This window comes from Cupriavidus sp. CuC1 (assembly GCF_044627735.1).
Taxonomy (GTDB): Bacteria; Pseudomonadota; Gammaproteobacteria; order Burkholderiales; family Burkholderiaceae; genus Cupriavidus; species Cupriavidus ulmosensis.
On sequence record NZ_JBIUHC010000080.1, the window covers coordinates 1 to 26,666 of the forward strand.

Genomic DNA, 26,666 nt, shown 5'->3' on the forward strand with positions numbered 1-26,666 from the left:
CACTTGAAGCGAAGCCCATGGTGTTTTCCAGCACGCAGGCGTAACGAGCGCCCGCCCTCTCCCCCAGCCCCTCTCCCGCACGCGGGAGAGGGGAGCGAGACAGCGCAGATCCGGCTTTGTCAGCAAGCTGAGACGGCGGACATTGTCCGCCGTGTTTATTGGGCCATCAGCCGCTACGCCCCCATCGCCTCCACCATGGTCTTGCCCAGCTCGGCCGGCGAGCGTGCTACCCGGATGCCCGCAGCGCGCATGGCGTCGATCTTGGCCTCGGCCGTACCCATGCCCCCGGAGATGATCGCACCCGCATGCCCCATGCGGCGTCCCGGCGGGGCGGTGGTGCCGGCAATAAAGCCCACCACGGGTTTGACGCGCCCGCCGCTGCGCGCATCCTGCAGGAACAGCGCCGCTTCCTCTTCCGCCGAGCCGCCGATCTCGCCGATCATGATGATGCCTTCGGTGTCATCGTCCGCCAGGAACAGCGCCAGGCAATCGATGAAACTGGTGCCATTGACCGGATCGCCGCCAATGCCGATGCAGGTGCTCTGCCCGAGCCCCGCGGCGGTGGTTTGCGCCACGGCCTCATAGGTGAGGGTGCCGGAACGGGAGACCACGCCGATCTTGCCGGGGCGGTGGATATGGCCCGGCATGATGCCGATCTTGCACTGGCCCGGGGTGATCACGCCCGGGCAGTTGGGCCCGACCAGGCGGCTGCCGGATGCGCAGAGCGCGCGCTTGACCCGCACCATGTCGATCACCGGGATGCCTTCGGTAATGCACACGATCAGGCCGATGCCGGCATCCACGGCTTCCAGGATGGCGTCGGCAGCGAAGGGCGGTGGCACATAGATGACCGAGGCGTCGGCGCCGGTGCGCGCTACCGCGGCGGCCACGGTGTCGAACACCGGCAGCCCCAGATGCGTCTGCCCGCCCTTGCCGGGCGTCACGCCCCCGACCATGCGCGTGCCATAGGCCGCCGCCTGCTCGGAATGGAAGGTGCCTTGCGCGCCGGTAAAGCCCTGGCAGATCACCTTGGTGCCTTGATGGATCAGTACGGCCATGTCATTGCCCTCCCTGGATTTGAACGTGTCCTTGAGCGACCTTCACGGCCTTGACCACCTTCTCGGCAGCGTCGGCAAGATGATCGGCCGACAGGATCGGCAGTCCCGAGTCGCGCAGGATGGCCTTGCCGAGTTCCACGTTGGTGCCTTCTAGCCGGACCACCAGCGGCACCATGAGGTCGATCTCGCGCGCGGCGGCCACGACGCCTTCGGCAATCACGTCGCAGCGCATGATGCCGCCAAAGATGTTCACCAGGATGCCTTTGACCTTGGGGTCGTCCAGGATCAGGCGAAAGGCCGCCGTCACGCGCTCCTTGGTGGCACCTCCACCCACGTCGAGGAAGTTGGCCGGCTCGCCGCCGTAGAGCTTGATGATGTCCATGGTGGCCATGGCCAGCCCGGCACCGTTGACCATGCAGCCGATGCTGCCGTCGAGCTTGACGTAGTTGAGCCCATGACGGGCCGCGGCGGCCTCAAGCGGGTCTTCCTCGGTCTCGTCGCGCAGGGCTTCGATATCCGGATGGCGATAGAGCGCGTTGTCGTCGAAGTTGAACTTGGCGTCGAGCGCAATCACGTCGCCCGCGCGCGTGACCACCAGCGGGTTGATTTCCACTACCGAGGCGTCCAACTCGGTAAAGGCGCGATAGGCGGACAGGATAAAGCGCGAGGCGGCGCTTACCTGCTTGCCGGCGAGCCCCAGCCCAAAGGCCAGGCGGCGCGCGTGGAAGGGCTGGATGCCGCTGGCCGGATCGATTGCCACCTTCAGGATCTTCTCCGGCGTGCGGGCTGCCACTTCCTCGATCTCCATGCCGCCTTCAGTCGAGACCATCAGGGTGATGCGGGAGGTGGCGCGGTCGATCAGCATGCCCAGGTAAAGCTCGCGGGCAATCTCACAGCCTTCCTCCACATATAGACGCCGTACCTCGCGCCCGGCTTCCCCGGTCTGCTTGGTGACGAGCACCTTGCCGAGCATCTGCTCGGCCTGCGCACGCACCGCGTCGACGGACTTCACCACGCGTACGCCGCCCTTGCCGCCGGGGTCGCCGGCAAAGCGGCCGGCGCCTCGGCCGCCGGCATGGATCTGGGATTTCACCACCCATGTCGATCCGCCGATCTTGCGCGCCGCGCTGGCGGCTTCCTCCGGAGTAAAGGCAACGGCGCCGCGTGGAACGGCCACGTCGAAGCGCCTGAGCAATTCCTTGGCCTGATATTCGTGAATGTTCACAGTCTCCTCGCTCTCGGTGATGCGCGTGCCGGCGAGCCGCCAAACCGGATAGTCCGACAAGACGCGCTGTGAAATATGGTATGTAATATATCAACGTTAAACAAGGCCGCTTTGCCTGTCCAGGCAGCGTGAGGTGGCGAGCAGTTCCAACCCATGAGGAATCGGAATGGATGCCGGCAGACTCAGCAATTTCGCTTATTTACCAACCAGTTTGGGCCGGATTGCTGCATCGCATCGTTGAAACACCTCCCCCAACCCCCAAATTTCACTTGAGCTTCTTTGATATATCACATACCGTATGTCATCAAGATCCCGCGAAAAGGATCGATAGCATCGCAGGACCGGTGACAAGCAGGGCAGGCATCGGCCAGGCAGCCAAGCAGCAAAAGGGCGAAAAGGTGTCGTGACAACGGGCCAGGTCCGCGTCACAGCCTGTCGCAACCCAGTCAACGAGGAGACCAAGACATGTCTGCAGTCGCACCCACGCGGCCCGAATCCACCACGGCCGAAGACACCTTGAAGCAGAAAACCCGCGATGCCGGCGTGATTTCAGGCGGCCACCTGGTAGCGCGGGCCCTGAAGAACGAAGGCGTCGACACCATCTTCACGCTGTGTGGCGGCCACATCATCGACATCTACGACGGCTGCGTGGACGAGGGCATCCGTATCATCGACGTACGCCATGAGCAGGTTGCCGCGCACGCGGCGGATGGCTACGCCCGCCAGACCGGCAAGCTGGGCTGCGTGGTGACCACCGCAGGGCCGGGCTGCACCAATGCCGTGACCGGCGTGGCGACGGCCTTCCGCTCGGAGAGCCCGATCATCCATATCGGCGGGCAAGGCGCGCTGTCCCAGCACAAGATGGGCTCGCTGCAAGACCTGCCGCACGTGGACATGATGTCGGCCATCACCAAGTTTGCCGCCACCATCCCCAGCACCGAGCGGGTGGCGGACATGATCTCGATGGCGGCGCGCGAATGCTTCAATGGCGCCCCCGGCCCGGCTTACCTGGAAATCCCGCGTGACGTGCTCGACCGCGAAGTCGATGTGTCGCGCGCGGTGATTCCGCGCCCCGGCCACTATCGCGCCTCCACCAGGTCGATTGGCGATCCGAGGGATATCGAGCGCCTGGCCGACGTCCTGGTCAATGCCGAGCGCCCGGCCATCCTCTATGGCCAGCAGGTCTGGACCGCGCGCGGCCATGAAGAAGCCATCGCGTTGCTCAAGGGCCTGGATATTCCCGGCTACTTCAACGGCGCCAGCCGCGGCTTGCTGCCGCCGGGCGATCCGCATCACTTCGACCGCACCCGTACGCAAGCTTTCGCCAATGCCGACGTGCTGATCATCGTGGGCACGCCGTTCGACTTCCGCATGGGCTACGGCAAGCGCATCAGCAAGGAACTGACGCTGGTGCAGATCGATATGGACTACCGCACGGTGGGCAAGAACCGCGAGATCGACCTTGGCCTGGTGGGCGACCCCGGCGCGATCCTCGGCGCGGTGCTGCAGGCCGCCAGCGGGCGCATCAAGAACGACAAGCGCCAGGCGCGCCAGAAGTGGATGGGCCAGCTGACCGAAGCCGAGGCCGTGGCGGCCGAGAAGCTGATGCCGCTGTTCCGCTCGGAAAACACGCCGATCCATCCTTACCGCGTGGCGTATGAGCTCAACGAGTTCCTGTCGGACGACACCGTCTATATCGGCGACGGCGGCGACGTGGTGACCATCTCCGCGCAGGCGGTGCGCCCCCGCCGTCCCGGGCAGTGGATGGACCCGGGCGCGCTGGGCTCGCTGGGCGTCGGCACTGGCTTTGCCATCGCCGCTGGCCTCGCCAACCCGGACAAGGAAATCCTCTGCTACTACGGCGACGGCTCGTTCGGCATGACGGCCTTCGACATGGAGACCGCCAACCGTTTCGGGGTGCCTTACCTGGCGGTGATCGGCAACAACTCGGCGATGAACCAGATCCGCTACGGCCAGCTTGCCAAGTACGGCGAGGAGCGCGGCAATGTGGGCAACCTGCTGTCGGACGTGCCGTTCTCCAAGTTCGCCGAAATGCTCGGCGGCTACGGCGAGGAAGTGCGCGACCCGGGCAAGATCGCCGGCGCGCTGCAGCGCGGGCGCGAGGCGGTGCAGCGCACCGGCAAGTCCGCCGTGATCAATATCTGGGTGGACCCGCGCGAGTACGCGCCGGGCACCAAGAACCAGACCATGTACAAGTAACCCCGGCGCAAGGAGACAAGACCATGAACAAGGCACTCGAAGGTGTGCGGATCCTGGACATGACGCATGTGCAGGCCGGCCCTTCGGCCACCCAGCTGATGGCATGGCTGGGGGCCGACGTGATCAAGGTGGAGTTGCCGGGGCGCGGCGACATCACGCGCAGCCAGCTGCGCGATGTGCCCAATGCCGACAGCCTCTATTTCACGATGCTCAACTCCAACAAGCGCAGCCTGACGCTCAATATGAAGACGCCGGAAGGCAAGGCGCTGCTGGAAGACCTGGTGCAGCGCTGCGACGTGCTGGTGGAGAACTTCGGCCCCGGCGTGCTGGATCGCGCCGGCTTCGACTGGGACCGCCTGCAGACGCTCAACCCGCGCCTCATTTATGCATCGATCAAGGGCTTCGGCCCGGGACCGTACGCGGATTGCAAGGCGTATGAGAACGTGGCCCAGTGCATGGGCGGCTCGGCCAGCACCACCGGCGCGGCGGATGGCGCGCCCACGGTCACCGGCGCCCAGATCGGCGACTCCGGCACGGGCATCCACTGCGTGGTCGGCATCCTTGCCGCGCTGCTGCATCGCGAGCATTCCGGGCGCGGGCAGCGGGTGGAAGTGGCCATGCAGGATTCGGTGCTCAACCTGTGCCGGGTCAAGCTGCGCGACCAGCAGCGCCTGGCCGCCGGCCCGATGCGCGAGTATCCCAACCAGGCGTTCGACGATTTCGTGCCGCGCGCCGGCAATGCCTCCGGCGGCGGCCAGCCCGGCGCGGCGCTGCGCTGTGCCCCAGGAGGCGCCAACGACTACGTCTACGTGATCGTCCAGCCGCAGGGCTGGGAGCCGCTGATGCGCCTGTGCGGCAGGGAAGACCTGATCACCCATGCGCAGTTCGCCACACCGGAGGCCCGCCTCAAATGCCTGGAAGAGTGCTTCTCCATCATCGAGAAATGGACGCGCACGCGCACCAAGTTCGAGGTGATGGAGGCGCTCAATGAGGTCGATGTGCCGTGCGGCCCGATCCTGTCGATGAAGGACCTGATCGAGGACAAGTCGATGTACGAGCGTGGCTACCTGGTGGAGCTGGACCACCCGGAGCGCGGCCAGTACGTGCAGCTTGGCTGCCCGATCACGCTGTCTGCGTCTCCCGTGGAGGTGGAGCGCTCGCCGCTGCTGGGCGAGCACACGGAGGAAATCCTCGACTGGCTGGGCCGCACGCCGTCGCAGATCGCAGCCTTGCGTGCTGCCGGGGCAGTCTGACGCCCTGAGCGTCCCAGCGTACTTCAAGCACTTCCCTGACTGAGTTCACACAGCCGCCCGCCCTCGCGTCCCACGCGAGGGCGCGGACCGGCTCATCCCTACGCAATCCATGAACAGATGGAGACCTGGCATGGCACACAACAAGGACGCGGTGCGCAAGATCCTCGCCGCCGTGAAGGAAGACGGCCGCAATGCACTGACAGCGCCCGAGGGCAAGCTGGTTTGCGACGCCTATGGCATCTCGGTGCCGGGCGAGGGCGTGGCGAAGTCGCCGACCGGTGCGGTCGGGCTGGCCGACAAGATGGGGTATCCGGTGGTGCTCAAGATCGTATCGCCCGACATCCTGCACAAGACCGAGGCGGGCGGGGTGCTGGTGGGCCTGAAGAGCGCGGCGGATGTGGAGAGCGGTTACCTGACCATCATCGAGAACGCGAAGAAGTACGACGCCAAGGCCAATATCGTTGGCGTGCAGGTGCAGCAGATGATTGCCGGCGGGCAGGAGGTGATCATCGGCGCGGTCACCGATCCGTCGTTCGGCAAGCTGGTGGCCTTTGGCCTCGGCGGCGTGCTGGTGGAAGTGCTGAAGGACGTCACGTTCCGCATGGCCCCGGCCAGCCAGGAGGATGCGCTGTCGATGCTCGATGGCATTGCCGCAGCCGAAGTGCTCAAGGGCGTGCGCGGCGCCGACCCGGCCAATCGCGAAGCACTGGCCGGCATGATCCAGCGGGTCTCCGAGCTGGTGAGCGATTTCCCGGAAATCTCGGAGCTGGACCTGAACCCGGTGTTCGCCAGCAGGGACGGTGCCATTGCCGCGGACGTGCGCATCGTGGTGGACTTCGCGCCGCAGCCGCAGCGCTATCGCCCCAGCCAGGAAGACATCGTCAGGCAGATGAACCGCATCATGCGTCCCGATTCGGTGGCCGTGATCGGCGCATCGAACGAGAACGGCAAGATCGGCAACTCGGTGATGAAGAACCTGATCAACGGCGGCTACCAGGGCAAGATCTACCCGATCCATCCCAAGGGCGGCGAGATCATGGGCATGACCGCCTACAAGAGCGTGCTCGATGTGCCGGGCGAGGTGGATGTGGCGGTGTTCGCCATTCCCGCCAAGCTGGTGGCCGGGGCGCTGGAAGAGGTGGGCAAGAAGCATGTTCCGGGCGCCGTGCTGATTCCTTCCGGCTTTGCCGAGACCGGTAATGTGGAAGGGCAGGAGGAGATCGTGGCCATTGCGCGCAAGCACGATGTCCGCTTGATGGGGCCGAATATCTACGGCTTCTACTACACGCCCAAGAACCTCTGCGCCACCTTCTGCACGCCCTACGACATCAAGGGGAAGGCCGCGCTGTCGTCCCAGTCCGGCGGCATCGGCATGGCCATCATCGGCTTCTCGCGCTCGGCCAAGATGGGCGTATCGGCCATCGTCGGGCTGGGCAACAAGTCGGACATCGATGAGGACGATCTGCTGACGTTCTTCGAGCAGGACGACAACACCGAGATCATCGCCCAGCACTGCGAGGACCTGAAAGACGGCCGGGCTTTCGCGCAGGCCGCGCGGCGCGTATCGAAGAACAAGCCGGTGGTGGTGCTCAAGGCCGGGCGCACCAGCATGGGCGCACGCGCCGCCAGCTCGCACACCGGCGCGCTGGCCGGCAACGACAAGATCTACGAGGACGTGTTCAAGCAGTGCGGCGTGATCCGCGCCCGCTCGCTGCGCGACCTGCTGGAGTTCGCGCGCGGCATTCCCAAGCTGCCCACGCCCAAGGGCGAGAACGTGGTGATCATCACCGGCGCCGGCGGCTCGGGTGTGTTGCTGTCGGACGCTTGCGTGGACAACAGCCTGTCGCTGATGACCATGCCGGACGACCTGGATGCGGCCTTCCGCAAGTTCATCCCGCCGTTTGGCGCGGCGGGCAATCCGGTTGACATCACCGGCGGCGAGCCGCCCGCCACGTACAAGAACACCCTGCGCCTGGGCATGGAGGACCCGCGCATCCACGCCATCATCCTGGGCTACTGGCACACCATCATCACGCCGCCGATGGTGTTCGCCAAGCTGGTGGTCGAGGTGAAGGAGGAGATGGCGGCGCGTGGCATCGAGAAACCGATCGTGGCCTCGCTGGCGGGCGACGTGCAGGTGGAGGAGGCTGCCGAATACCTGTACGAGCACGGCGTGCCGTCCTACGCGTACTCGACCGAGATCCCGGTCGCGGTGCTGGGCGCCAAGTACAAGTGGGCCCGAGGCGCCGGCAAGATCCGAGCTTAATGCCAAGCAGTAAAGCCAAGCAGTAAAGCCGGGCCCGCCATGCGTGCATGCGCGGGCCCGAATTCCGACAATGCGGCACACGCGCGGACGCGGGGCTCCTTGCCGCGCCCGCCAAAGGAGTTTGCGATGCAAACGTGGATTCGCTTCCAGACCGGTGACGGCGAGGTCGGCTTCGGCCGGATCGAGGGCGATCATGTCATCGAGTACGACGGCCCCGGCCACGCGCGGCCGGAGCCTACCGGCGCGACCCTGCCGCGCGAGGGCCTGCGGCTGCTGAGCCCCTGCGAGCCGGGCAAGATCGTGGCGCTATGGAACAACTTCCATGCGCTGGCGCGCAAGCTGGAAAAGCCGGTGCCGGCGCATCCGCTGTTCCTGATCAAGCCGGCGAGCTCGCTGGCGGGGCCAGGCGACGCCATCCTGCGGCCCCGTAGCTACAGCGGCAAGATCGTCTACGAGGGCGAGCTTGGCATCGTGATCGGCCGCCGCTGCCGCAACGTGGCGCCGGAGGATGCCGCGGCGCATATCTTCGGCTACACCGTGGTCAACGACGTCACCGCCGGCGAGCTGATCGCCGAGGACCCGAACTTTCCGCAGTGGTGCCGCGCCAAGGGCTTCGATACCTTCGGTTGCCTGGGCCCCACGATCGTCACGGAGTTCGACTGGCGCGCCGCCAGCGTGGTGACGCGGCTCGACGGGGCACAGCGGCAAAACTATCCGCTGTCCGACCTGATCTTCTCGCCTGAGCAGCAGGTCAGCTTGCTCTCGCAAGATCTCACGCTGATGCCGGGCGATGTGATCGCCTGCGGCACGTCGATTGGCGTCGGCTCGATGAAAGACGGGGCCGTGGTCGAGGTCACGATCGAGGGCATCGGCTCGCTGGTCAACCACATGCGCGGCTAGGCCGGACGCTGGCATCCAGCAAGGATCCAGCAAGGCAAGTGCCGGTTCGCACCGGCGCTTGCCTTTTCCGCGTCAAAGCGGCAGGGTCATCAGCAGGGTAAGGGCGGACGTATCGCGCAGGCCAAGCCGCGCCAACGCGCGGCGCAGCACGGCCGTGGCGGCACCGCAGGCCTCGCCGGCGCGGTTGGTGAAGTTCAGCCGTGCCAGCACGCGGGTGGCAAAGCGCAGCGTGACCGGGACCTGCTTGCGGCAGAACGCCACCTTGCGCACATAGCCGTCGACCTCCCAGAACCAGGTCGTGTTGGCAGGGAAATAGCCGATGTCGCCGGCCCGCAGCACATGCACGCGCCCGCTTGCGCTGGTGACCCTGACCTGGCCTTCCAGGATCAGCACGGTCTCTTCCCAGCCGTAGTACCACTCGAATGTGCCACCCGTGCATTCCCACACATTGGTGGACGCCAGGCCGTCGATCGCGCGGGAGTGCTGCGCGGCCCGCGATTGCGGGGCCCCAGTACGGATCCAGGTGGGCTCGATCGGGCAATTCTGCATTGGCAAATCGCAGGTGCTGGCGAAGGCCCCTTCGCGCTGCTGCGCGAGCGTGCCGACCGGCGCGTCGGCGCCGAACATCGACTGTGACCCCATGGCTGCCTCCTTCTCCTTGATTGGTAGGCAGACATTAGCGAGCCTGGCGCCGATGAAAAGTGCGGTGGCGCACTTTCGGCGCCATTTTGGTGCGTGGCGCAGGCCCGCCGGGGAAAGGCGATCGGGTGCTCAGTTGGCCCGATGCGCCATGGCATGCAGGTAATCGGCTTTCTTGTCGAGGATCAGGCGACTAAGGAAGTTGGCGTCATAGGCCTTGAGCAAGTGTGCGTGGTACTGCTCGATATAGCGCGCGATGCGGCTCTGCTCGCATTCGATGCCGCACAGCCAGGCGAACATCTCGTTGTCCCAGCGAAAGCGCAGGCCGAGTTCGGAGAACGCGGCGTTGTAAGCAGCGAGCTGCGACTCGTCGACGCCGCGCGGTGCGCTGGCAGCGGTGTCGGCATGGGAACTGGTGCGGGTTTCGAACTGGACCTGGTTCATGATCGGACTCCTCGGGCGCTCAGTGAAAGTTGGGCCTGAGACGAGGATAGGTTTGCCGATCAATTAACGATAATTAAAGTTTAAGTCAATAACCATAACCTATCGTTTATGTTTAATCAGGTTGTCCACGCCGGTGATGCGCTGGATCAGGGTGGCGCCTTCTTCCATGAGGAACTGCTTGAAGGCAAGCGCCACCGGCGGCAGGCGCTTGTTCTTGCGATGCACCACGTACCAGTTGAGCATGACGGGGAAGCCCTCGATATCCAGGACGGCAAGATTGCCCGTCTGCAGTTCCAGCCCGACGGTGTGGGCCGACAGGAAGGCGATGCCCATATTGGCGATCACCGCTTGCTTGATGGTCTCGGTGCTCTTGATTTCCATGGCAATGCGCAGGTTGGACAGCCGCCCGGCAAAGCCTTCCTGCATGGAGTTCCAGGTGTCGGAGCCTTTCTCGCGCGCGACGAAGGCTTCGTCGGCCAGCGCCGCCAGCGGGATGTTGCGCTCGCCCACCAGCCGGTGGTTGGGCGCGGCAACGATGACATAAGGGTGGGGCGCGAAGGATTCGCTGATGGTGTCCATGCCCTCGGGTGGCCGAACCATCACCGCCAGGTCGGTCAGATTGCCCGCGAGCTGGTGCAGCAATTCCTCGCGATTGTGCACTGCGAGGTTGAGCGTTACGCCGTCATGGCGCTGCATGAATTCCGCGAGAAGCCGCGGGAAGAAGTAATCGCCGGCGCTGATGACGGCCACATTGAGCCTTCCGCCGGAGATGCCCTTGAGCTGCGACATCGCGTCTTCCGCTTCGCGGAATTGCTGCATGATGCTGCGGCTGTAATGCAGCATCTCGATGCCGGCCGGCGTGAGGTAGATCTTCTTGCCCAGCTGCTCGAACAGCGGCAGGCCAACGTGGCCCTCGAGCTGGCGCACCTGCGTCGACACGGCGGGCTGCGTCAGGTGTAGCTCTTCCGCCGCGCGGGAAAAGCTCAGGTGCCGGGCGACCGTCTCGAAAACCTTCAGCTGGCGCAGCGTGGCGTTCTTCATGCACTCGTCCGTCCAATATATAAAGGATCGTAAATGATCATAATAAAAAACTTTATGCTTTGCTGAACTTAGTTTGAACTAGCATCAGTCCACGGATGCACGTGCCGCAATGTCAGGCGCGCTCAATCAGGTAGTGACCAAGGGCTCCCCCTCCCAGAGAAGCCTACCCGTCGCGTCACAGAGCGCGACACGCACTATGTAGGAGACACGACATGGCGTACGACAATTCGGCGACAGCCGCCACAAGCCGTTTTGGCTGGCTTCACAACCGCTGGTTCCAGCTAGCGATCGGTGTGGTCTGCATGGGGCTGGTAGCCAATCTGCAATACGGCTGGACATTATTCGTTACCCCGATGAATGCCAAGCACCACTGGGGCGAGTCGGCCATCCAGGTAGCCTTTTCCATTTTCATCGTGACCGAGACCTGGCTGGTGCCGCTTGAAGGCTGGCTGGTCGACAAGATCGGGCCGCGCCCGGTGGTGGCGTGCGGCGCGGTGTGCGCGGGGCTGGCCTGGGTCATCAATGCGTATGCGACCAGCTTGCCGCAGCTGTACCTGGCGGCGGTGATTGCCGGCATCGGCGCGGGCGGCGTGTATGGCACCTGCGTTGGCAATGCGCTCAAGTGGTTCCCGGACAAGCGCGGCCTGGCTGCCGGGCTGACCGCCGCCGGTTTCGGCGCGGGCTCGGCGCTCACCGTGATCCCCATCGCCAACATGATCCAGCGTGCTGGCTACGAGCAAGCCTTTATCACCTTCGGCATCCTGCAAGGCGTTTGCATCCTGCTGATGGCCTTGCTGCTGGTCAAGCCGCGTCCGCCTGTCGGCGCCGTGGCGGCCAAGAAGGTGCTGATCAATCCAATCGAGTTCACGCCGGGCCGGATGGTGAAGACGCCAGTCTTCTGGGTCATTTACGCCTCGTTCGTGGCGGTAGCCGCCGGCGGCATCATGGCCACGGCGCAACTGGGACCGATTGCACGGGACTTCGGCTTTGCGTCGATGCCGGTGACGATGCTGGGGTTCACGCTGCCGCTGCTCACCATGACGCTGTCGATCGATAACCTGTGCAACGGTCTTACGCGGCCGCTGTGCGGTTTTATCTCGGACCGCATCGGCCGGGAAAACACCATGTTCTTCATCTTCATTGGCGAGGGGCTGTCGCTGCTCGGCCTGATGGAGTTCGGGCATAACCCCTATCTGTTCATGACGTTCGCGGCGCTGACGTTCCTGTTCTGGGGCGAGATTTTCTCGATCTTCCCCGCGCTGTGCGCCGATACCTTCGGCAGCAAGTTCGCCGCGGCCAACGCCGGCACGCTCTACACGGCCAAGGGCACGGCGGCGATGCTGGTGCCACTGGCCTCGATCTTGTCAGCGCGTGGCGGATGGGATGCCGTGTTTACGGTAGCGGCGATCGTGACCATCGCGGCCGGGTTGTCCGCCAAGTTCGTGCTGGCCCCGATGAGACGACGGTTTATCACCGGGCATGCCGAGTCCCTGGTGCCGGCAACTGATCACGCGGCGTACCTGGCGGGACTCTCCCCCCGCAAGAGCGACTGAATCACCAGCCGGGCCCGGATAGCGTGACGCGAATCCGGGCCCGATGTCTATCACGATGCGCAGCGCGGGGAATGGCCAAGCCGTTCGCCGCGCCCAATGCATACAGAAGGGGTGATCATGAATATTTCGCTTCCCCAGCTCAAGGCGTTCGCGGCTGTCGCGCGACAGAAGAGCTTTACCCGCGCCGCGGCCGAGCTCGGGCTGACGCAGTCCGCCATCAGCCGCAGCGTGCGCGAGCTGGAGGACGAGATCGACCAGCGGCTGTTTGACCGCACCACGCGCCAGGTCGAGCTCACCGACGCCGGCGAGCATCTGTCGCAGCGCATCTGCCACCTGATCGAGGAAGTCGAGCAGACGCTGCGCGAGAGCCACGGCGCGGCCAGGCCGTGCCAAGGCGCGGTGCAGATCGCTTCCGATCCGGTGCTGTCGTCGATGTCGCTGCCGGGCTGGCTTGCGGGTTGCCGCGCGGCCTGGCCGGGCATCGGCATCTGCGTGAAAGACCGCTCGCATGAGGCCGTGTTGCAGTGCGTGCGCAGCGGTGAGGTGGACTTCGGCATCGCGACGAACCCGGCGGCCGGGGACGACCTCTACTGCGAGGCCCTCTGCGTCGATCCGTTCCATGCCGTGCTGCCGTCGCAGCATCCGCTGGCCACGCGCGAGGCGGTAGGGTGGGGCGACCTTAACGATGCCAATGTGCTGATGCTGGACCAGCACTCGGGCATCCAGCCAGCGGTGGAACAGGCCTTTGGGGTGTATCACGTGCGCGCAGGCTCGCTGCAGGTGCTTGGCCACTTCGCAGCGATCTTCGGCATGGTGGCGCTGGGGCTGGGCATCGGCATCGTGCCGTCGCGTGCCCAGGCGGGCGGGCTGATTCCCGCTGCCGTGATGCGGCCATTGCGGCCACAGGTCACATCCTCGGTGATGCTGGTACGGCGCAAGAGCCGTTCGCTCAAACCCAACGCAGCTGCCATCTGGGATGTGCTGCGAGGCATGGAGCATGAGCAGACGTTGCTGGCGCGTGTGGGGTAGCGCAAGCGGTGTTGCGTAAACCGCCAATTTTTCGTGATATATCACATACAGGATATTTACACATAGTGCACCGCAGCATATAATGAAAACTCCTACTCACCATCCTTACTGGAGTTTTCTGATGGACAGCGCTCTTCTTCTCGGTCTCGCCTTTGGTCTGATTGCCCTCGGCGTTGGCGTTACTTTCCTGATTGCCACCCGTGTGCCGACCCCCGTGCTGGCCCGTGCCCAGGAGCATGGCCGCTTTGCCGGCCTCGGCGCGTCGCAGGAAACCGCCGGCATTGGGCGCGCCAGCCCGGCTTCGTTCGGCGTCAACGCGCAATCCCAACTGGCCCGCGCCTGATGCTCGCGTGGTGCGATTGGCGGGCCGCCCGGCTGCCAATCGCTGCCGCTACGCGGGGGTAGGGGCCTTGCCCTGGCAGATTCCTTTGCTTTGACTTTGGTTTGATACAGCGTTTGCTTGTTCAACCCTTCCCGGGCGCCTTTCGCCGTTCTGCCGTTCTGCCGTTCTGGCGTTCTGCCGTTCTGCGGTTTGCACGCCGCCATGCGTAACCCCTTCGCTCTTCTGTCCTGAAGGGCCAGACATTCAGTACATTGATCCGCTGTCCCGCCTGACTTTATCTAGGGACTTTCCCGAGGATCGTCTTTGAGGCGCTGCGCCAGCAAGCTCCCCGCACCCGGTCTTGCATCCCGATAGCCGCCTGTGCGCGCGCGCCATTGATGAGGCGCAACGCCCTAAGTCATTGATCCTTCAGCAGGCCGGCTTGCGCCGGTCGCGTGCTTTGATGCGCGTGGCGCACGAGTAACCTCCGTGGCGCTTTCCGGTGCATCGCCGTCGCCGTTTCCAGCCAGTTTCAGGGTTCGCCAAGTGGGCTAAAAGCGTCTTGACTATATTGATATATCACATACTGTATAGCACTGAAACGACGGCAGTATCTGGGATGCAGCACAAGAAGTGCCTTCCCAACAGAGGTGTCCAAAGACGCCCTTTTCACATAAGGCGGCCCCGCCCGCCATAAGGAGACACCATGGAACATCAGCAAAACGCGCCCGAGTCACGCTTCGCCTCACCCTGGGTTCAGCTCGTTTTTGGCGTGATCTGCATGGCAATGATCGCCAACATGCAATACGGCTGGACGCTGTTCGTCAACCCGATCGACGACAAGTACCACTGGGGCCGCACGGCGATCCAGGTGGCGTTCACCATCTTCGTCGTCACCGAAACCTGGCTGGTGCCGATTGAAGGCTACCTCGTGGACAAGTACGGCCCGCGCCCGGTCGTGGTGGGTGGCGGCCTGCTGTGCGCGATTGCCTGGGCCTTGAACTCCGTGGCCTCGTCGCTGCCGATGCTTTATTTCGCCGCAGCGGTGGGCGGAGTGGGGGCGGGCGCGGTGTATGGCACCTGCGTGGGCAATGCGCTGAAGTGGTTCCCCAACCGGCGCGGGCTGGCGGCAGGCATCACCGCCGCCGGCTTTGGCGCGGGCTCGGCGCTGACCGTGGTGCCGATTGCCAACATGATCAAGACCAGCGGCTACGAAGCCACTTTCCTGTGGTTCGGCCTGGGCCAGGGCCTGATCGTCTTCTTCCTGGGCATGGCGCTCTATCCGCCTTCGGCCAAGGTGCTGAACCAGGTCACGTCCGCGGTCAAGACCGCTGCCTACAACGCGTCGCCGCGCCAGGTCCTGTCTTCGCCGATCTTCTGGGTGATGTACGCGATGTTCGTGATGATGGCGGCCGGCGGCCTGATGGCTACCGCCCAGCTGGGCCCGATCGCCAAGGATTTCGGCCTCGATGGCGTGCCGGTTTCGCTGCTCGGCCTGACGTTGCCTGCGCTGACCTTCGCCCTCACCATCGACCGCGTGCTCAATGGGCTGACGCGCCCCTTCTTTGGCTGGATCTCGGACAATATCGGCCGTGAGAACACGATGTTCCTGGCCTTTGCGATCGAGGCGGTGGGCATTCTGCTGCTGGCTAAATACGGGCAGGATCCCGTTGCTTTCGTGGTGCTGACCGGTGCCGTGTTCTTCGCCTGGGGGGAGATCTACAGCCTGTTCCCGGCAACCTGCGGCGACACCTTCGGGCCCAAGTTCGCTGCCACCAATGCTGGCCTGTTGTACACCGCCAAGGGCACGGCCGCGCTGCTGGTGCCGTTTTCCAGCGTCATCACTGCCGCCACCGGCGACTGGCACGCGGTCTTCATGCTTGCCTCCGGCATGGCTGGTTTGTCCGCCTTCCTGGCTCTGTTCGTGCTCAAGCCCATGCGCGAAGCCCACGCCAAGAAGTATGTGCATGCCAATACCACCGCGCCGATGGGATATCGTGCGGTGCCGGAGGACCTGACCTGAGGCGCTTGCCGGCGTGGGTCAGCGCGGCCAGTGCATCGAGGGAATAGGGATATGATCGAAGGCGAAGGCCTCCCCGTGATGCCCGCGGAACTTGGCGAGACGGCGGGCAGTGCAAGATAAAACCAGGGCGGCGGGCAAGCACGTAAAGCGCTTGCCCCGTTGCCATTCGGCACCCACAAGAGACAGCATTTCGAGATTGCCATGAACCAGGTCGTCATTCCCATCGCGGTCCAGGATATCGGCAAGGCGCGCAAGCGCCGCCAGCCAAAGGGGCGGCAGCCCGAGCCGGCAGCATTGGCCGAAGTCCAGGCCGTGCTGGGCGACGCCCCGCGCCGGCTAGACCTGCTGATCGAGCACCTGCATGCCATCAACGACCACTACGGCCAGCTGGCGATCCCGCACCTTGTGGCGTTGGCGCAGGAGATGGGGCTGTCGATGGCGGAGGTCTATGAGGTCGCCACTTTCTACCATCATTTCGATGTCGTGCGCGAGGATGCGCACGGCTCCATCCAGCCGCCGGCCGCGGTGACGGTACGGGTGTGCGAAGGCATCGCCTGCGAGCTGGGTGGGGCGCGCGACCTGCTCGCCCGGCTGCCGGCCCTGCTGGGCAGCGAAGTCAAGGTGGTGGCAGCGCCCTGCATCGGCCGGTGCGAGCGTGCGCCCGCCGCGCTGGTCGGGCAGAACCCGGTGGATTTTGCGAGCGTGCAAAGCGTAGTGGACACGGTGGCCGCCCGCGCGGTGCGCCATGCGGCCGAAGCGCATCTGGGTTATGACGAGTATCGCGCGCAAGGGGGGTATCAGTTGCTGCGCGCAGTGGCCTCGGGCGAGCGCGATACAGAATCCGTGCTGCGCACGATGGAGGATTCCGGCTTGCGCGGCCTGGGCGGCGCGGGTTTCCCCACCGGGCGCAAATGGCGGATCGTGATGGCCGAGCCGGCCCCGCGCCTGATGGCAGTCAACCTGGATGAGGGCGAGCCCGGCACCTTCAAGGATCGCGTCTACCTGGAGCGCGATCCGCATCGCTTCCTGGAAGGCATGTTGATCGCCGCCGCGGTGACCCAGGCCAGCGCGATCTACATCTACCTGCGCGACGAATACGCCGGATGCCGCGCGGTGCTTGGCGAAGCGCTGCGCCGCCTGCATGCCGACCCGCCCATGCCAGGGCTGCCTGAAATCCAGATGCGGCGCGGCGCCGGCGCGTACATCTGCGGCGAAGAGTCCGCCATGATCGAATCGATCGAAGGCAAGCGCGGCATGCCCAGGCTGCGCCCGCCCTATGTGGCCCAGGTTGGCTTGTTCGGCCGGCCCACACTGGAGCACAACTTCGAAACCCTTTACTGGGTCCGCGAGATCCTTGAGAAAGGCGCGGGCTGGTTCGCCGCGCAGGGACGCCATGGCCGGCACGGGCTGCGCTCCTTTTCGGTGTCGGGGCGCGTGAAGCTGCCCGGCGTGCACCTGGCGCCGGCGGGGATCACCGTGAGTGAGCTGATCGAGGAATACTGCGGCGGCATGCAGGACGGCCATCGCTTCTATGGCTACCTCCCGGGCGGCGCTTCGGGAGGCATCCTGCCGGCGTCCCTGGGCGATATTCCGCTGGATTTCGATACGCTGCAGCCCTACGGCTGCTTTATCGGCTCGGCCGCCATCGTGGTGTTCTCGGAGCAGGACAGTGCGGTGGCCGTGGCGCGCAACCTGATGCACTTCTTCAAGCATGAATCCTGTGGGCAATGCACACCATGCCGTGTGGGCACGGCCAAGGCACTGGACGTGATCGCGCAGCCGAAATGGGACCTCGCCGCGCTGGCGGACCTGTCGGCGGTGATGCGCGACGCGTCGATCTGCGGGCTGGGACAGGCCGCGCCCAACCCGGTGGATTGCGTGATCAAGTACTTTCCCCAGGAACTGGCCTGAGCCGCGAGGACGATATGAATGCACTGACCCGCGCCGAGCGCGCGCAAGTGGAAGCCTCCTTGGACACCACGGTGACGTTCCGCCTGAATGGCCGGGACGTGTGCGCCGGGCCTGGCGAGAGCTTGCTCAAGGTGGCGCAGCGCGAGGGGTTCGACATCCCGCACCTGTGCTACAAGGACGGCCTGGATACCGCCGGCAACTGCCGCGCCTGCATGGTGGAGATCAAGGGCGAGCGCGTGCTGGCGCCGTCGTGCTGCCGTTACCCTGCGCAGGGCATGGAGGTGGAGACCGCCTCCGAGCGCGCGCTGCGCTCGCAGCGCATGGTGCTGGAGCTGCTGCAGTCCGATATGCCCGAGGCGCATTACACGCGCAACAATGAGCTGGACCAGTGGTCCGCCCGGCTGGGCATCGGCAAGCCGCGCTTTGCGCCGCGCGCCGCCGTGCCGGCCGATTTGTCCCATCCGGCCATCGCCGTCAATCTCGATGCCTGCATCCAGTGCACCCGCTGCGTGCGCGCGTGCCGCGAGGAGCAGGTCAACGATGTGATCGGCCTGGCCTTTCGCGGCGACGAGGCCGCGATCGTGTTCGACATGGCCGACCCGATGGGCGCCTCCACCTGCGTTGCCTGCGGCGAGTGCGTGCAGGCCTGCCCCACAGGTGCGCTGATGCCGGCGCGCGACGCCGCGTTGCCGGTGCCGGATCGCCAGGTGGAATCGGTCTGCCCGTACTGTGGGGTGGGCTGCCAGCTTACCTACAACGTCAAGGACAACCGCATCCAGTTCGTCGAAGGGCGTGATGGGCCGGCCAACCAGAAGCGCCTGTGCGTGAAGGGCCGCTACGGCTTCGATTACGCCCAGCACCCGCACCGGCTTACGGTGCCGCTGGTGCGGCGCGAAGGCGCGTCCAAGCGCGGCGATTTCGTGATGGATCCCGCGCGCGTGATGGACGTGTTCCGCGAAGCCAGCTGGGAAGAGGCCCTTGCGCTCGCGGGCACCAACTTGTCGGCCATTCGCGACACGTACGGCAAGCGCGCGCTGGCCGGATTCGGCTCCGCCAAGGGGAGCAACGAAGAGGCCTACTTGTTTCAAAAGCTCGTGCGCACCGGCTTCGGCAGCAATAACGTGGACCATTGCACGCGGCTTTGCCACGCGTCGTCGGTGGCGGCGCTGCTCGAAGGCATCGGCTCGGGCGCGGTTTCCAATCCGGTGATGGATGTGGCGCGCGCGGAGGTGGTGATCGTGATCGGCGCCAATCCAACGGTGAACCATCCGGTGGCGGCGACCTGGATCAAGAACGCGGTAAAGAACGGCACCAAGCTGATCGTGGCCGATCCGCGCCGCTCTGACCTGGCGCGCTTCGCCCATCGCTTCCTGCAGTTCCAGGCCGATACCGATGTGGCGCTGCTCAACGCCATGATGCATGTGATCGTGGCCGAAGGACTGGTCGATCAGGATTTCATCGCCAGCCGCACCATCGGCTATGAGGATCTGCAGCGCAATGTGGCGGCCTACAGCCCGGAGCTGATGGCGCCGGTTTGCGGCATTGATGCTGACACCATCCGCTATGTGGCGCGGCTGTATGCCAGCTCCAAAGCCTCGATGATCCTCTGGGGCATGGGAATCTCCCAACATATCCACGGCACCGACAATGCCCGCTGCCTGATCGCGCTGGCGCTGATGACGGGGCAGATCGGCCGGCCGGGCACGGGGTTGCATCCGCTGCGTGGCCAGAACAACGTGCAGGGTGCTTCCGATGCCGGCCTGATCCCGATGATGTATCCGGACTACCACCGTGTCGACGATCCCGAGGCCATTGCGCGGTTCGAGTCGCTGTGGGGCATGCCGCTTGATCGCCAGCCGGGGCTGACCGTGGTCGAAGTGATGCAGGCCATCGAGCGGGGCGAAGTGCGCGGCATGTACATCATGGGCGAGAACCCGGCCATGTCGGACCCCGATGCCCAGCATGCGCGCGAGGCGCTGGCTGCGCTGGACCACCTGGTGGTGCAGGACATCTTCCTGACGGAGACCGCCTACCTCGCCGACGTGGTGCTGCCGGCGTCGGCGTTCCCGGAGAAGACCGGCACCTTTACCAACACGGACCGCACGGTGCAGCTTGGCCGCCAGGCGATCGATCCGCCCGGGCAAGCGCGCCAGGACCTGTGGATCATCCAGCAGATGGCCGCCAGGCTGGGGCTGGACTGGTCTTACGCTAGCGTGGCCGAGGTGTTCGACGAGATGCGCCATGCCATGCCCAGCATCGGCGGCATTACCTGGGAGCGCTTGCAGCGGGAGGACGCGGTGACCTATCCCTGCCGCGCCGAAGGCGACCCGGGCGAGCCGGTGATCTTTACGGACGCGTTTCCGACGGCTTCGGGCCGGGCCCGCTTCGTTCCGGCCGACATCATTCCCGCCGCCGAGCGGCCCGACCAGGAATATCCGGTCGTGCTGATCACCGGCCGGCAACTCGAGCACTGGCATACCGGCAGCATGACCCGGCGCGCGGGCGTGCTGGATGCCATCGAGCCGGAGCCGGTGGCACTGGTGCATCCGCTCGACCTCGCCGCCATCGGTGGCCAGCCGGGCGACGTGGTGACGCTCGCATCGCGGCGGGGCGAGGTATCGCTGTTTGCCCGGGTGGACGACGGCACGCCGCGCGGCGCGGTGTTCGTGCCGTTCTGCTATTACGAGGCCGCCATCAACAAGCTGACGAACGCGGCGCTGGACCCCTTTGGCAAGATCCCGGAGTTCAAGTACTGCGCGATCCGCATTACGCTGGGCGGAGAGGTGCCGCGGCAGTCCAGTTTTGGGGGCGGGCAGATCCTGGCGGCGGGCATCCAGTAAGGGAGTGACTAGATCTTCCGGAATATCGGGAAATTGATTGCTGTATTTTCCCGCTAATCAATGTGGGGCAACGGGGCTACGCTGTGGTCATGGCGCAATCCCGTGCCGCAGAACCTGCTTGATTGACTTGATGGAACCCGCAATGAAAGCCGTTGGCCTGACCCGTTACCTGCCGATCGACGACCCGCAATCCCTGGTCGACGTCGAGATCGCCACCCCAGTGCCCGAAGGCCGCGACCTGCTGGTCAAGATGGCGGCTATCTCGGTCAATCCCGTGGATGCCAAGGTGCGCGCGCCCAAGGACAAGGTCGAGCCCGCCGTGCGCGTGCTTGGATGGGATGCGGCTGGCACGGTGGCGGCGGTAGGCCCCGAGGTTACGCTGTTCAAGGTGGGTGATCCGGTTTTCTACGCGGGCAGCATTACCCGGCCGGGCGCCAACAGCGAGTTTCACCTGGTGGATGAGCGCATCGTCGGCCATAAGCCCGCATCGCTCGATTTTGCCCAAGCCGCCGCGTTGCCGCTGACCGCCATTACGGCGTGGGAGGCATTGTTCGATCGCCTGGGTGTCTCGCCGCAGGGCGAGCATGCCGGGCGCTCCGTCCTGGTCATCGGCGGGGCAGGGGGCGTGGGCTCCATCGGCATCCAGCTGGCCAAGACGCTGGCGGGGCTGACGGTCATCGCCACCGCGTCGCGGCCAGAATCGGCTGCCTGGTGCCGCGAGCTGGGTGCCGACCACACCATCGATCACCGCGGCGACATGCTGGCCCAGTTGCGCAAGCTCGGGTTTGCCGAAGTCAACTACATCCTGTGTTTTAACGACACGGACCGCCACTTTGCTGCCATGGCGGCCGCGATTGCGCCGCAAGGCAAGATCTGTTCGATCGTGGAGAACAGTGGTCCGCTGGCCGTGGGCGACCTGAAGAGCAAGAGCGCCACCTTTGTGTGGGAGTTCATGTTCACCCGCTCGATGTTCGGCACGCCGGACATGATCGAGCAGTATCTCTTGCTCAACGAGGTGGCAAGGCTGGTCGATGCAGGCCGGCTGCGGACCACGCTTGGGGAGAACCTCGGCCGGATCGACGCGGCCAACCTGCGCCGCGCCCACGCCATGCTGGAGAGCGGACAGACCATCGGCAAGCTGGTGCTGGAAGGCTTCTGATGTTTCCCCAAAGTGAGGCCGGCAGGCGAGGTGTCAGCCGGCCTCCTTTTTTCGCTTAATCAGCAATTAACCGCCAAGACCGACCCCAATCCGCCACCAGCGGTTTTGTGGCATGCCACAAAACCGCTAAAGCAGGCAGGGTCCGGGAGTGCTCAGGCATGGGCCTCGGCTTGCATCCTGCGAGTTGCCTCCGCAATGCCGGGCATTCGCGCCGCGCCGCCGACGAATGACACCGCGCGTGCGATGACCTGTGCGTCATGCAGGATACGACGATGGCCCAGTCCGTCCGTGCTCATCAATTGCGCACCAGGCCATGCGCCGGCAATGGCCGCGCCGTTCTCCCAGCCCACTTCCTTGTCCTGCCGGTCATGAATCACCAGCGTGGGCGGTACCGGGCGGGCGTGGCCGATGCCGATTGCCGGGACGTTGAAGGCCGACCACGGCATGCCCAGCCAGCGCTCGCTGTTGCGCTGCATGCGCGCCAGTACCCCGGGCCCGATGCCGAGCTGCCACGCCAAAGCCGCGGCGGCCTTATGCATATCTGCCGGCGGGCCGATCATCACGGCGGCCTGCAGGTGCAAGCCTTCGCGCACGGCCAGCGCCAGTGCGGCGCTGCCGAGCGAATGCGCAATCACCGCGTGGATCGGGCCGGCGTGCCATGCCGTGGCCAATAGCGCGCGCGACATTTCCACAACAGAAGTCTGGCTTGCGCCGTGCGCACCCGCGTCGGAGCCGCCATGCGAGAGCGCGTCAAAAGCGACCACGCGCATGCCGGCCGTTAGCAGCGGCGCAACCAGCGGCTGCCACTGGGCGGCATGGCCACCCCAGCCGTGGGCCAGCAAGACGGTTGGCCCGGTGCTGCCCCATCGATAGACGCGCACACGCCGGCTCGTTCCCTGGCCGGTCACCAGCGCCCAGTCCGTGCGTGCGCGCTCAAGCAGCTCGCGGCCAGCGCCCTCCGGGCCATTGCCGTGGGGCGGACGGAACCATGCTTGCTCGAGCGCGCGCGCCGCGCCGGCCGGATAGAGCAGTTCGGCCAATTGCCAGCCAAGGCGGCCCCAGCGCATTGGCGCCCTGGATGGCGGCGCGGCTTGGCGGGCTTTGGTGGATGAGTAAATCGCTTGCGTCACGGCGGGCACCTCCAGTGAAGACTTCTGACATTCCGGGCCGGGCAATCGCAGCGGGGCGATACCGCTCCAGTAAGACCGACCAGTCGTGCTATTTTTTGTTTCAAAAAAAGACGACATCCAGCCGTCTCGAAATTCGTCCCGATCTGTCTCGAGGTGGTGTCTCGCTCCAGCGCGTCCTCGCCCTTTGCTACTTGCGCGCCGGTTGCGCAAGCTCGGCGCGGCGGAGCAGCGCTTCGAACGCCCGGTGGGCCATGATCTCGGTGTCTTCACGGCCCAGCAGCTTGTAAGACTGTTGAAAGGACATGCCGATACCGACCATCTCGAAGGCGAACTGCCGCGCGTCTTGTGCCGGCGAAAGATCGCCTTCCTCGATCGCGTCGGTCACGGCCCTGGCGATGAGGCTATGCCAGTCTTTCAGCGATTGCACCACCAGCTCCCTGATGGCACCCGGGCGGTCGCGGTATTCCTGGCCTAGCGCCATGAACAGGCAGCGGCCTTTATTGACGGATCCACCGAGCCAGAGAATGTAGCCTTCGAAGAGGGCTTGCACCCGGCGCGTGCCACGCGGCAGGCGCATGGCCGGCCTGATGACGATGTCCGAGAAGCGCTCCAGCGCGAGCGCCAAAACTGCCTGCTGCAAGGCCTCTTTGGACTTGAAGTGCGCGTAGAGCCCGCTCTTGGACATGCTGGTGTCGGCGGCCAGTGTGGCAAGCGACAATTGCTCGAACCCGACTTGGGCGGCAGTGTCCAGGGCTTGCTCGATGATGGCTGCGCGGGTAAGTTGTCCTTTCTGCATATGGAGAGAATAGCACGACCGGTCGTATTGTCAACCTTACGCTTGTGCGCTCTCGTCAACCTATTTCATCGCCGCCCGTTATGTCACCACGGAGGCAGATAATTGTGCTGTATCGGACCTATTGACAGGCTAGGATTAGCCTGCGCGGGGTGCCAACAAGAAATCTGCACAAAGTGTTGCCCTGATTACATACGGAACGCTTTGCGTGCTCTATACTCGAATGCACGTCCGCGCACTTTTTTTTCATTGGTGACTGGAGACCGACATGAACAGTACAGCCGTGCCTAGAGGCGCTAGCGAACCGTTCCGGCAACTGCGGGCGTTGCGCCGAGCGCGAAAGCTCAAGCAGGAAGACGTCGCCCGTAAGGCCGGGATTTCCCGGGAAGCATACTTGCGGGCAGAATCGGGTCAGGCCGACCCCCGCATGTCGACTTTCCTGGCGGCTTGCGAGGCGCTTGGCCTGGAAGTGGTGCTGGCCCCCCAGCATCTTGCCGCCGACGTCAACGCGTTTATTGCCAGCCGCAATGGCGGCGTCACGGCCGCTTCCATGGCCGGGCAGGCGCCTGCCGCAACGCCTACCGCCGCAAGCCCTGCACCGGCCACCCCGGTCAGCACAGGCTTCGCGTCGAGCCCGGGCGAAGGTCACAAGCCAGCCTGAGCACTCGCGCTGGTTCCGGCCGGGTCTGCGGCCGGACTGGCGCGCGCTTGTCATGCCAGCAGCGGGCACGCCCCCACGTGCCTGCTGCTGGGGTTTTGCCCGTTTGACATGGAATGGCCGGATGCCGCGCCTGGCGGCATTTGCCTTTCTTTGACAGCCTCGGTCCCCGCGCCAAGGCTGGTTCAGTGCGTTTGCCTGTCGAGCCTGTCGCTTTCCCCCTCTTGTTTCTCTCATTTCTCTTGTTCGCCCGACATTGCTCGGGCTGCTTGCGCTTGTGCGCCGTCTGGCGTCGCATCTTTGTCCTCGCCCGTCTTCCGCGCCTAACCTACAAACGGAGTGCCGACCAACGTAGTGTCAACCGGTCTTCGCCGTCCGCAGCGAAATAGGGGCCAATGCGGGTTTGACACGTCTGGAACCTGAGATTACGATATGGTAAATCAATTACGGATTGTGAAATTCGTGATCCGACGTCTGAAAGACACCATTAGTGTGATCCCTCGGCCACTATGCCTTTGCGGCAGTGACCTGAGGCATAGGGAGACATGCCAATGCCGCTGAGTACCGAACCCAACCTTGCCAGTCCGGACGACTTCTACGAGGCGCTGATCGCCATGCATCGCGACCTCTCCGACGCGCAGAGCCAGGCCGCCAACGCGCAACTGATCCTGCTGCTGGCCAATCACATCGGCGATCTTGCGGTTCTGCAGGAAGCCATGGAGCTAGCCCGTGCGGGCGTGCTCGAGTCATCGAAAGCGAAATCGCAAGCGTAAGAGGAAGATCCAAGACATGACGCAGACGCAATTGAACGTGACAGGGCAGGCACCCGACCACGGTACGCCCGGCTACCAATCCGGCTTTGCCAACGAGTTCGCGACCGAGGCACTGCCCGGTGCGTTGCCGGTGGGGCAGAATTCGCCCCAGCGCGCGCCGTACGGCCTGTATGCGGAGCAGATCTCCGGTACGGCGTTTACCGCGCCGCGCGCGCACAACCGGCGCAGTTGGTGCTATCGCATCCGTCCGGCGGCGATGCACGAGCCGTTCACGCGGCTCGAGCAGTCGCGCATCGTCAGCCATTTCGATGCGGTGCCGCCGTCGCCCAACCAGATGCGCTGGAGCCCGCCGGCGATGCCCAAGGAGCCCACCGACTTTGTCGACGGCATCGTCACCATGGCCGGCAACGGCGGCCCGGAGGCCATGTCGGGCTGCGGCATCCATCTGTACCTGGCCAACCGGTCGATGACGGATCGCTTCTTCTATAACGCTGACGGCGAAATGCTGATCGTGCCGCAGCAGGGCAGGCTGCGCGTGGCGACCGAAATGGGCCTGCTGGACGTCGAGCCGCAGGAGATCATCGTGATCCCGCGCGGCGTGCGTTTTCGCGTGGAGCTCCCGGACGGCGAAGCGCGTGGCTATATCTGCGAGAACTACGGCGCCTTGTTCCGCCTGCCCGACCTGGGCGTGCTCGGCTCAAACGGCCTGGCCAATCCGCGCGACTTCCTCACGCCGCATGCATGGTACGAGGATCGCGAGGGTGATTTCGAGCTGGTGGCGAAGTTCCAGGGCAACCTGTGGCGCGCCCCGATCGGGCACTCGCCGCTGGATGTGGTGGCCTGGCATGGCAACTACGCGCCGTACAAGTACGACCTGCGCCGCTTCAACACCATTGGCTCGATCAGCTTCGATCACCCGGACCCGTCGATTTTCCTGGTGCTGCAAAGCCCGTCCGATACCCCGGGCGTGGACACGATCGATTTCGTCATCTTTGGCCCGCGCTGGCTGGCGATGCAGAACACCTTCCGCCCACCCTGGTTCCACCGCAATATCGCTAGTGAGTTCATGGGCCTGATCGAGGGCGTCTACGATGCCAAGGCCGATGGCTTCTCGCCTGGCGGCGCCAGCCTGCACAACTGCATGAGCGGCCACGGCCCGGATGCCGAGACGTTCGCCAAGGCCACCGCCGCGGATACCTCGCAGCCGCACCGCATCAGCGATACCATGGCGTTCATGTTCGAGACGCCGGCCGTGATCCGGCCGACGCCGTATGCAGCGGAGTCGGCGCAGTTGCAGGACGACTACTACAGGTGCTGGCAAGGCCTGAAGAAGCATTTCAACCCCTTTGAGCGCTGATCCTCAAGCCCCAAGGCCTGTTTCATCTGGCCAACCACCATGCATTCGGGGTGTTGCGCGCGCCGCAGTCGC

The 26,666-nt window shown here is 64.9% G+C and carries 21 protein-coding genes; 14 read left to right on the forward strand and 7 right to left on the reverse strand.

The annotated features are described in order from the left end of the window. Nucleotides 1–173: 173 nt before the first annotated feature. Together sucD and sucC are read right to left on the reverse strand one after the other, a co-directional pair. Nucleotides 174–1,058, reverse strand: coding sequence for a succinate--CoA ligase subunit alpha (gene sucD / locus ACGLHR_RS29435; RefSeq protein WP_318230946.1), 885 nt, complete (start codon nucleotides 1,056–1,058; stop codon nucleotides 174–176). A 1-nt stretch (nucleotide 1,059) separates the two neighbouring features. Next, the gene (sucC, locus tag ACGLHR_RS29440) at nucleotides 1,060–2,283 is read right to left on the reverse strand and encodes an ADP-forming succinate--CoA ligase subunit beta (protein WP_400097986.1); all 1,224 of its coding nucleotides are present in this window, start codon (nucleotides 2,281–2,283) and stop codon (nucleotides 1,060–1,062) included. Nucleotides 2,284–2,748: 465 nt separating this feature from the next. Here sucC and ACGLHR_RS29445 point away from each other — a divergent pair, with 465 nt between their 5' ends. The 4 genes from ACGLHR_RS29445 to ACGLHR_RS29460 all read left to right on the forward strand — a co-directional run bounded on the left by ACGLHR_RS29445 (nucleotide 2,749) and on the right by ACGLHR_RS29460 (nucleotide 8,922). Beyond that, nucleotides 2,749–4,503: a thiamine pyrophosphate-binding protein gene (locus ACGLHR_RS29445; RefSeq protein ID WP_400097988.1), complete on the forward strand. Its 1,755-nt coding sequence runs from the start codon at nucleotides 2,749–2,751 to the stop codon at nucleotides 4,501–4,503. Between the two features lie 23 nt (nucleotides 4,504–4,526). Further along, nucleotides 4,527–5,756 (forward strand): formyl-CoA transferase, encoded by a 1,230-nt coding sequence (gene frc, locus ACGLHR_RS29450; RefSeq protein WP_400097990.1) that lies wholly within the window; start codon nucleotides 4,527–4,529, stop codon nucleotides 5,754–5,756. 130 nt (nucleotides 5,757–5,886) lie between these two features. Continuing rightward, entirely contained in the window at nucleotides 5,887–8,022 is a 2,136-nt protein-coding gene (locus ACGLHR_RS29455; protein ID WP_400097992.1) for an acetate--CoA ligase family protein, read from the forward strand. 126 nt (nucleotides 8,023–8,148) lie between these two features. Further along, nucleotides 8,149–8,922, forward strand: coding sequence for a fumarylacetoacetate hydrolase family protein (locus tag ACGLHR_RS29460; protein ID WP_400097994.1), 774 nt, complete (start codon nucleotides 8,149–8,151; stop codon nucleotides 8,920–8,922). A 72-nt stretch (nucleotides 8,923–8,994) separates the two neighbouring features. On the opposite strand, the gene ACGLHR_RS29465 is transcribed toward ACGLHR_RS29460, so the two are convergent. The 3 genes from ACGLHR_RS29465 to ACGLHR_RS29475 all read right to left on the reverse strand — a co-directional run bounded on the left by ACGLHR_RS29465 (nucleotide 8,995) and on the right by ACGLHR_RS29475 (nucleotide 11,046). Continuing rightward, nucleotides 8,995–9,564: a cupin domain-containing protein gene (locus ACGLHR_RS29465; protein ID WP_400097996.1), complete on the reverse strand. Its 570-nt coding sequence runs from the start codon at nucleotides 9,562–9,564 to the stop codon at nucleotides 8,995–8,997. 129 nt (nucleotides 9,565–9,693) lie between these two features. Continuing rightward, nucleotides 9,694–10,005, reverse strand: a complete 312-nt coding sequence (locus ACGLHR_RS29470) for a LysR family transcriptional regulator (protein WP_400097998.1) — start codon at nucleotides 10,003–10,005, stop codon at nucleotides 9,694–9,696. Between the two features lie 99 nt (nucleotides 10,006–10,104). Next, nucleotides 10,105–11,046, reverse strand: coding sequence for a LysR substrate-binding domain-containing protein (locus tag ACGLHR_RS29475; RefSeq protein ID WP_318230953.1), 942 nt, complete (start codon nucleotides 11,044–11,046; stop codon nucleotides 10,105–10,107). A 212-nt stretch (nucleotides 11,047–11,258) separates the two neighbouring features. On the opposite strand from ACGLHR_RS29475, the gene oxlT (ACGLHR_RS29480) reads away from it, so the two are divergent. From oxlT (ACGLHR_RS29480) to ACGLHR_RS29510, 7 genes are all read left to right on the forward strand, one after another. Further along, on the forward strand, nucleotides 11,259–12,599 hold the full coding sequence (gene oxlT, locus ACGLHR_RS29480) for an oxalate/formate MFS antiporter (protein WP_400098000.1): 1,341 nt from the start codon (nucleotides 11,259–11,261) through the stop codon (nucleotides 12,597–12,599). A 117-nt stretch (nucleotides 12,600–12,716) separates the two neighbouring features. Further along, nucleotides 12,717–13,628, forward strand: coding sequence for a LysR family transcriptional regulator (locus tag ACGLHR_RS29485; protein ID WP_400098002.1), 912 nt, complete (start codon nucleotides 12,717–12,719; stop codon nucleotides 13,626–13,628). Between the two features lie 121 nt (nucleotides 13,629–13,749). Next, nucleotides 13,750–13,971, forward strand: a complete 222-nt coding sequence (locus ACGLHR_RS29490) for a hypothetical protein (RefSeq protein WP_400098004.1) — start codon at nucleotides 13,750–13,752, stop codon at nucleotides 13,969–13,971. A gap of 685 nt (nucleotides 13,972–14,656) precedes the next feature. Further along, nucleotides 14,657–15,973 carry an oxalate/formate MFS antiporter gene (gene oxlT, locus ACGLHR_RS29495; RefSeq protein WP_400098006.1) on the forward strand — a complete coding sequence of 439 codons (1,317 nt, stop codon included), beginning with the start codon at nucleotides 14,657–14,659 and terminating at the stop codon, nucleotides 15,971–15,973. 201 nt (nucleotides 15,974–16,174) lie between these two features. Continuing rightward, nucleotides 16,175–17,884 carry an NADH-ubiquinone oxidoreductase-F iron-sulfur binding region domain-containing protein gene (locus ACGLHR_RS29500; protein WP_400098008.1) on the forward strand — a complete coding sequence of 570 codons (1,710 nt, stop codon included), beginning with the start codon at nucleotides 16,175–16,177 and terminating at the stop codon, nucleotides 17,882–17,884. A gap of 14 nt (nucleotides 17,885–17,898) precedes the next feature. After that, complete coding sequence (fdhF, locus tag ACGLHR_RS29505; protein ID WP_400098010.1) at nucleotides 17,899–20,724, forward strand: formate dehydrogenase subunit alpha; 2,826 nt, start codon at nucleotides 17,899–17,901, stop codon at nucleotides 20,722–20,724. A 142-nt stretch (nucleotides 20,725–20,866) separates the two neighbouring features. Further along, nucleotides 20,867–21,883 (forward strand): zinc-binding alcohol dehydrogenase family protein, encoded by a 1,017-nt coding sequence (locus tag ACGLHR_RS29510; RefSeq protein ID WP_400098012.1) that lies wholly within the window; start codon nucleotides 20,867–20,869, stop codon nucleotides 21,881–21,883. Between the two features lie 152 nt (nucleotides 21,884–22,035). Here the strand turns inward: ACGLHR_RS29510 and ACGLHR_RS29515 are convergent, their stop codons facing one another. Further along, on the reverse strand, nucleotides 22,036–23,013 hold the full coding sequence (locus tag ACGLHR_RS29515; RefSeq protein WP_400098014.1) for an alpha/beta fold hydrolase: 978 nt from the start codon (nucleotides 23,011–23,013) through the stop codon (nucleotides 22,036–22,038). Between the two features lie 187 nt (nucleotides 23,014–23,200). Beyond that, nucleotides 23,201–23,809, reverse strand: coding sequence for a TetR/AcrR family transcriptional regulator (locus ACGLHR_RS29520; protein ID WP_400098015.1), 609 nt, complete (start codon nucleotides 23,807–23,809; stop codon nucleotides 23,201–23,203). 265 nt (nucleotides 23,810–24,074) lie between these two features. Here ACGLHR_RS29520 and ACGLHR_RS29525 point away from each other — a divergent pair, with 265 nt between their 5' ends. The 3 genes from ACGLHR_RS29525 to hmgA all read left to right on the forward strand — a co-directional run bounded on the left by ACGLHR_RS29525 (nucleotide 24,075) and on the right by hmgA (nucleotide 26,594). Next, nucleotides 24,075–24,467: a helix-turn-helix domain-containing protein gene (locus ACGLHR_RS29525; RefSeq protein ID WP_150986631.1), complete on the forward strand. Its 393-nt coding sequence runs from the start codon at nucleotides 24,075–24,077 to the stop codon at nucleotides 24,465–24,467. A gap of 548 nt (nucleotides 24,468–25,015) precedes the next feature. After that, a complete protein-coding gene (locus ACGLHR_RS29530) occupies nucleotides 25,016–25,237 on the forward strand; it encodes a DUF2783 domain-containing protein (RefSeq protein WP_318230963.1) in 222 nt (73 codons plus the stop codon). 16 nt (nucleotides 25,238–25,253) lie between these two features. Further along, nucleotides 25,254–26,594, forward strand: coding sequence for a homogentisate 1,2-dioxygenase (hmgA, locus tag ACGLHR_RS29535; protein ID WP_318230964.1), 1,341 nt, complete (start codon nucleotides 25,254–25,256; stop codon nucleotides 26,592–26,594). Nucleotides 26,595–26,666 lie beyond the last annotated feature (72 nt).

Coding starts and splice junctions, on each gene's coding strand:
- ACGLHR_RS29510 (WP_400098012.1), top strand. CDS start 20,867: ATGAAAGCCGTTGGCCTGACCCGTTACCTGCCGATCGACGACCCGCAA.
- fdhF (WP_400098010.1), top strand. CDS start 17,899: ATGAATGCACTGACCCGCGCCGAGCGCGCGCAAGTGGAAGCCTCCTTG.
- ACGLHR_RS29530 (WP_318230963.1), top strand. CDS start 25,016: ATGCCGCTGAGTACCGAACCCAACCTTGCCAGTCCGGACGACTTCTAC.
- ACGLHR_RS29460 (WP_400097994.1), top strand. CDS start 8,149: ATGCAAACGTGGATTCGCTTCCAGACCGGTGACGGCGAGGTCGGCTTC.
- oxlT (WP_400098000.1), top strand. CDS start 11,259: ATGGCGTACGACAATTCGGCGACAGCCGCCACAAGCCGTTTTGGCTGG.
- frc (WP_400097990.1), top strand. CDS start 4,527: ATGAACAAGGCACTCGAAGGTGTGCGGATCCTGGACATGACGCATGTG.
- oxlT (WP_400098006.1), top strand. CDS start 14,657: ATGGAACATCAGCAAAACGCGCCCGAGTCACGCTTCGCCTCACCCTGG.
- ACGLHR_RS29520 (WP_400098015.1), bottom strand. CDS start 23,809: ATGCAGAAAGGACAACTTACCCGCGCAGCCATCATCGAGCAAGCCCTG.
- ACGLHR_RS29455 (WP_400097992.1), top strand. CDS start 5,887: ATGGCACACAACAAGGACGCGGTGCGCAAGATCCTCGCCGCCGTGAAG.
- ACGLHR_RS29470 (WP_400097998.1), bottom strand. CDS start 10,005: ATGAACCAGGTCCAGTTCGAAACCCGCACCAGTTCCCATGCCGACACC.
- ACGLHR_RS29490 (WP_400098004.1), top strand. CDS start 13,750: ATGGACAGCGCTCTTCTTCTCGGTCTCGCCTTTGGTCTGATTGCCCTC.
- sucD (WP_318230946.1), bottom strand. CDS start 1,058: ATGGCCGTACTGATCCATCAAGGCACCAAGGTGATCTGCCAGGGCTTT.
- ACGLHR_RS29525 (WP_150986631.1), top strand. CDS start 24,075: ATGAACAGTACAGCCGTGCCTAGAGGCGCTAGCGAACCGTTCCGGCAA.
- hmgA (WP_318230964.1), top strand. CDS start 25,254: ATGACGCAGACGCAATTGAACGTGACAGGGCAGGCACCCGACCACGGT.
- ACGLHR_RS29445 (WP_400097988.1), top strand. CDS start 2,749: ATGTCTGCAGTCGCACCCACGCGGCCCGAATCCACCACGGCCGAAGAC.
- ACGLHR_RS29500 (WP_400098008.1), top strand. CDS start 16,175: ATGAACCAGGTCGTCATTCCCATCGCGGTCCAGGATATCGGCAAGGCG.
- ACGLHR_RS29465 (WP_400097996.1), bottom strand. CDS start 9,564: ATGGGGTCACAGTCGATGTTCGGCGCCGACGCGCCGGTCGGCACGCTC.
- ACGLHR_RS29475 (WP_318230953.1), bottom strand. CDS start 11,046: ATGAAGAACGCCACGCTGCGCCAGCTGAAGGTTTTCGAGACGGTCGCC.
- ACGLHR_RS29485 (WP_400098002.1), top strand. CDS start 12,717: ATGAATATTTCGCTTCCCCAGCTCAAGGCGTTCGCGGCTGTCGCGCGA.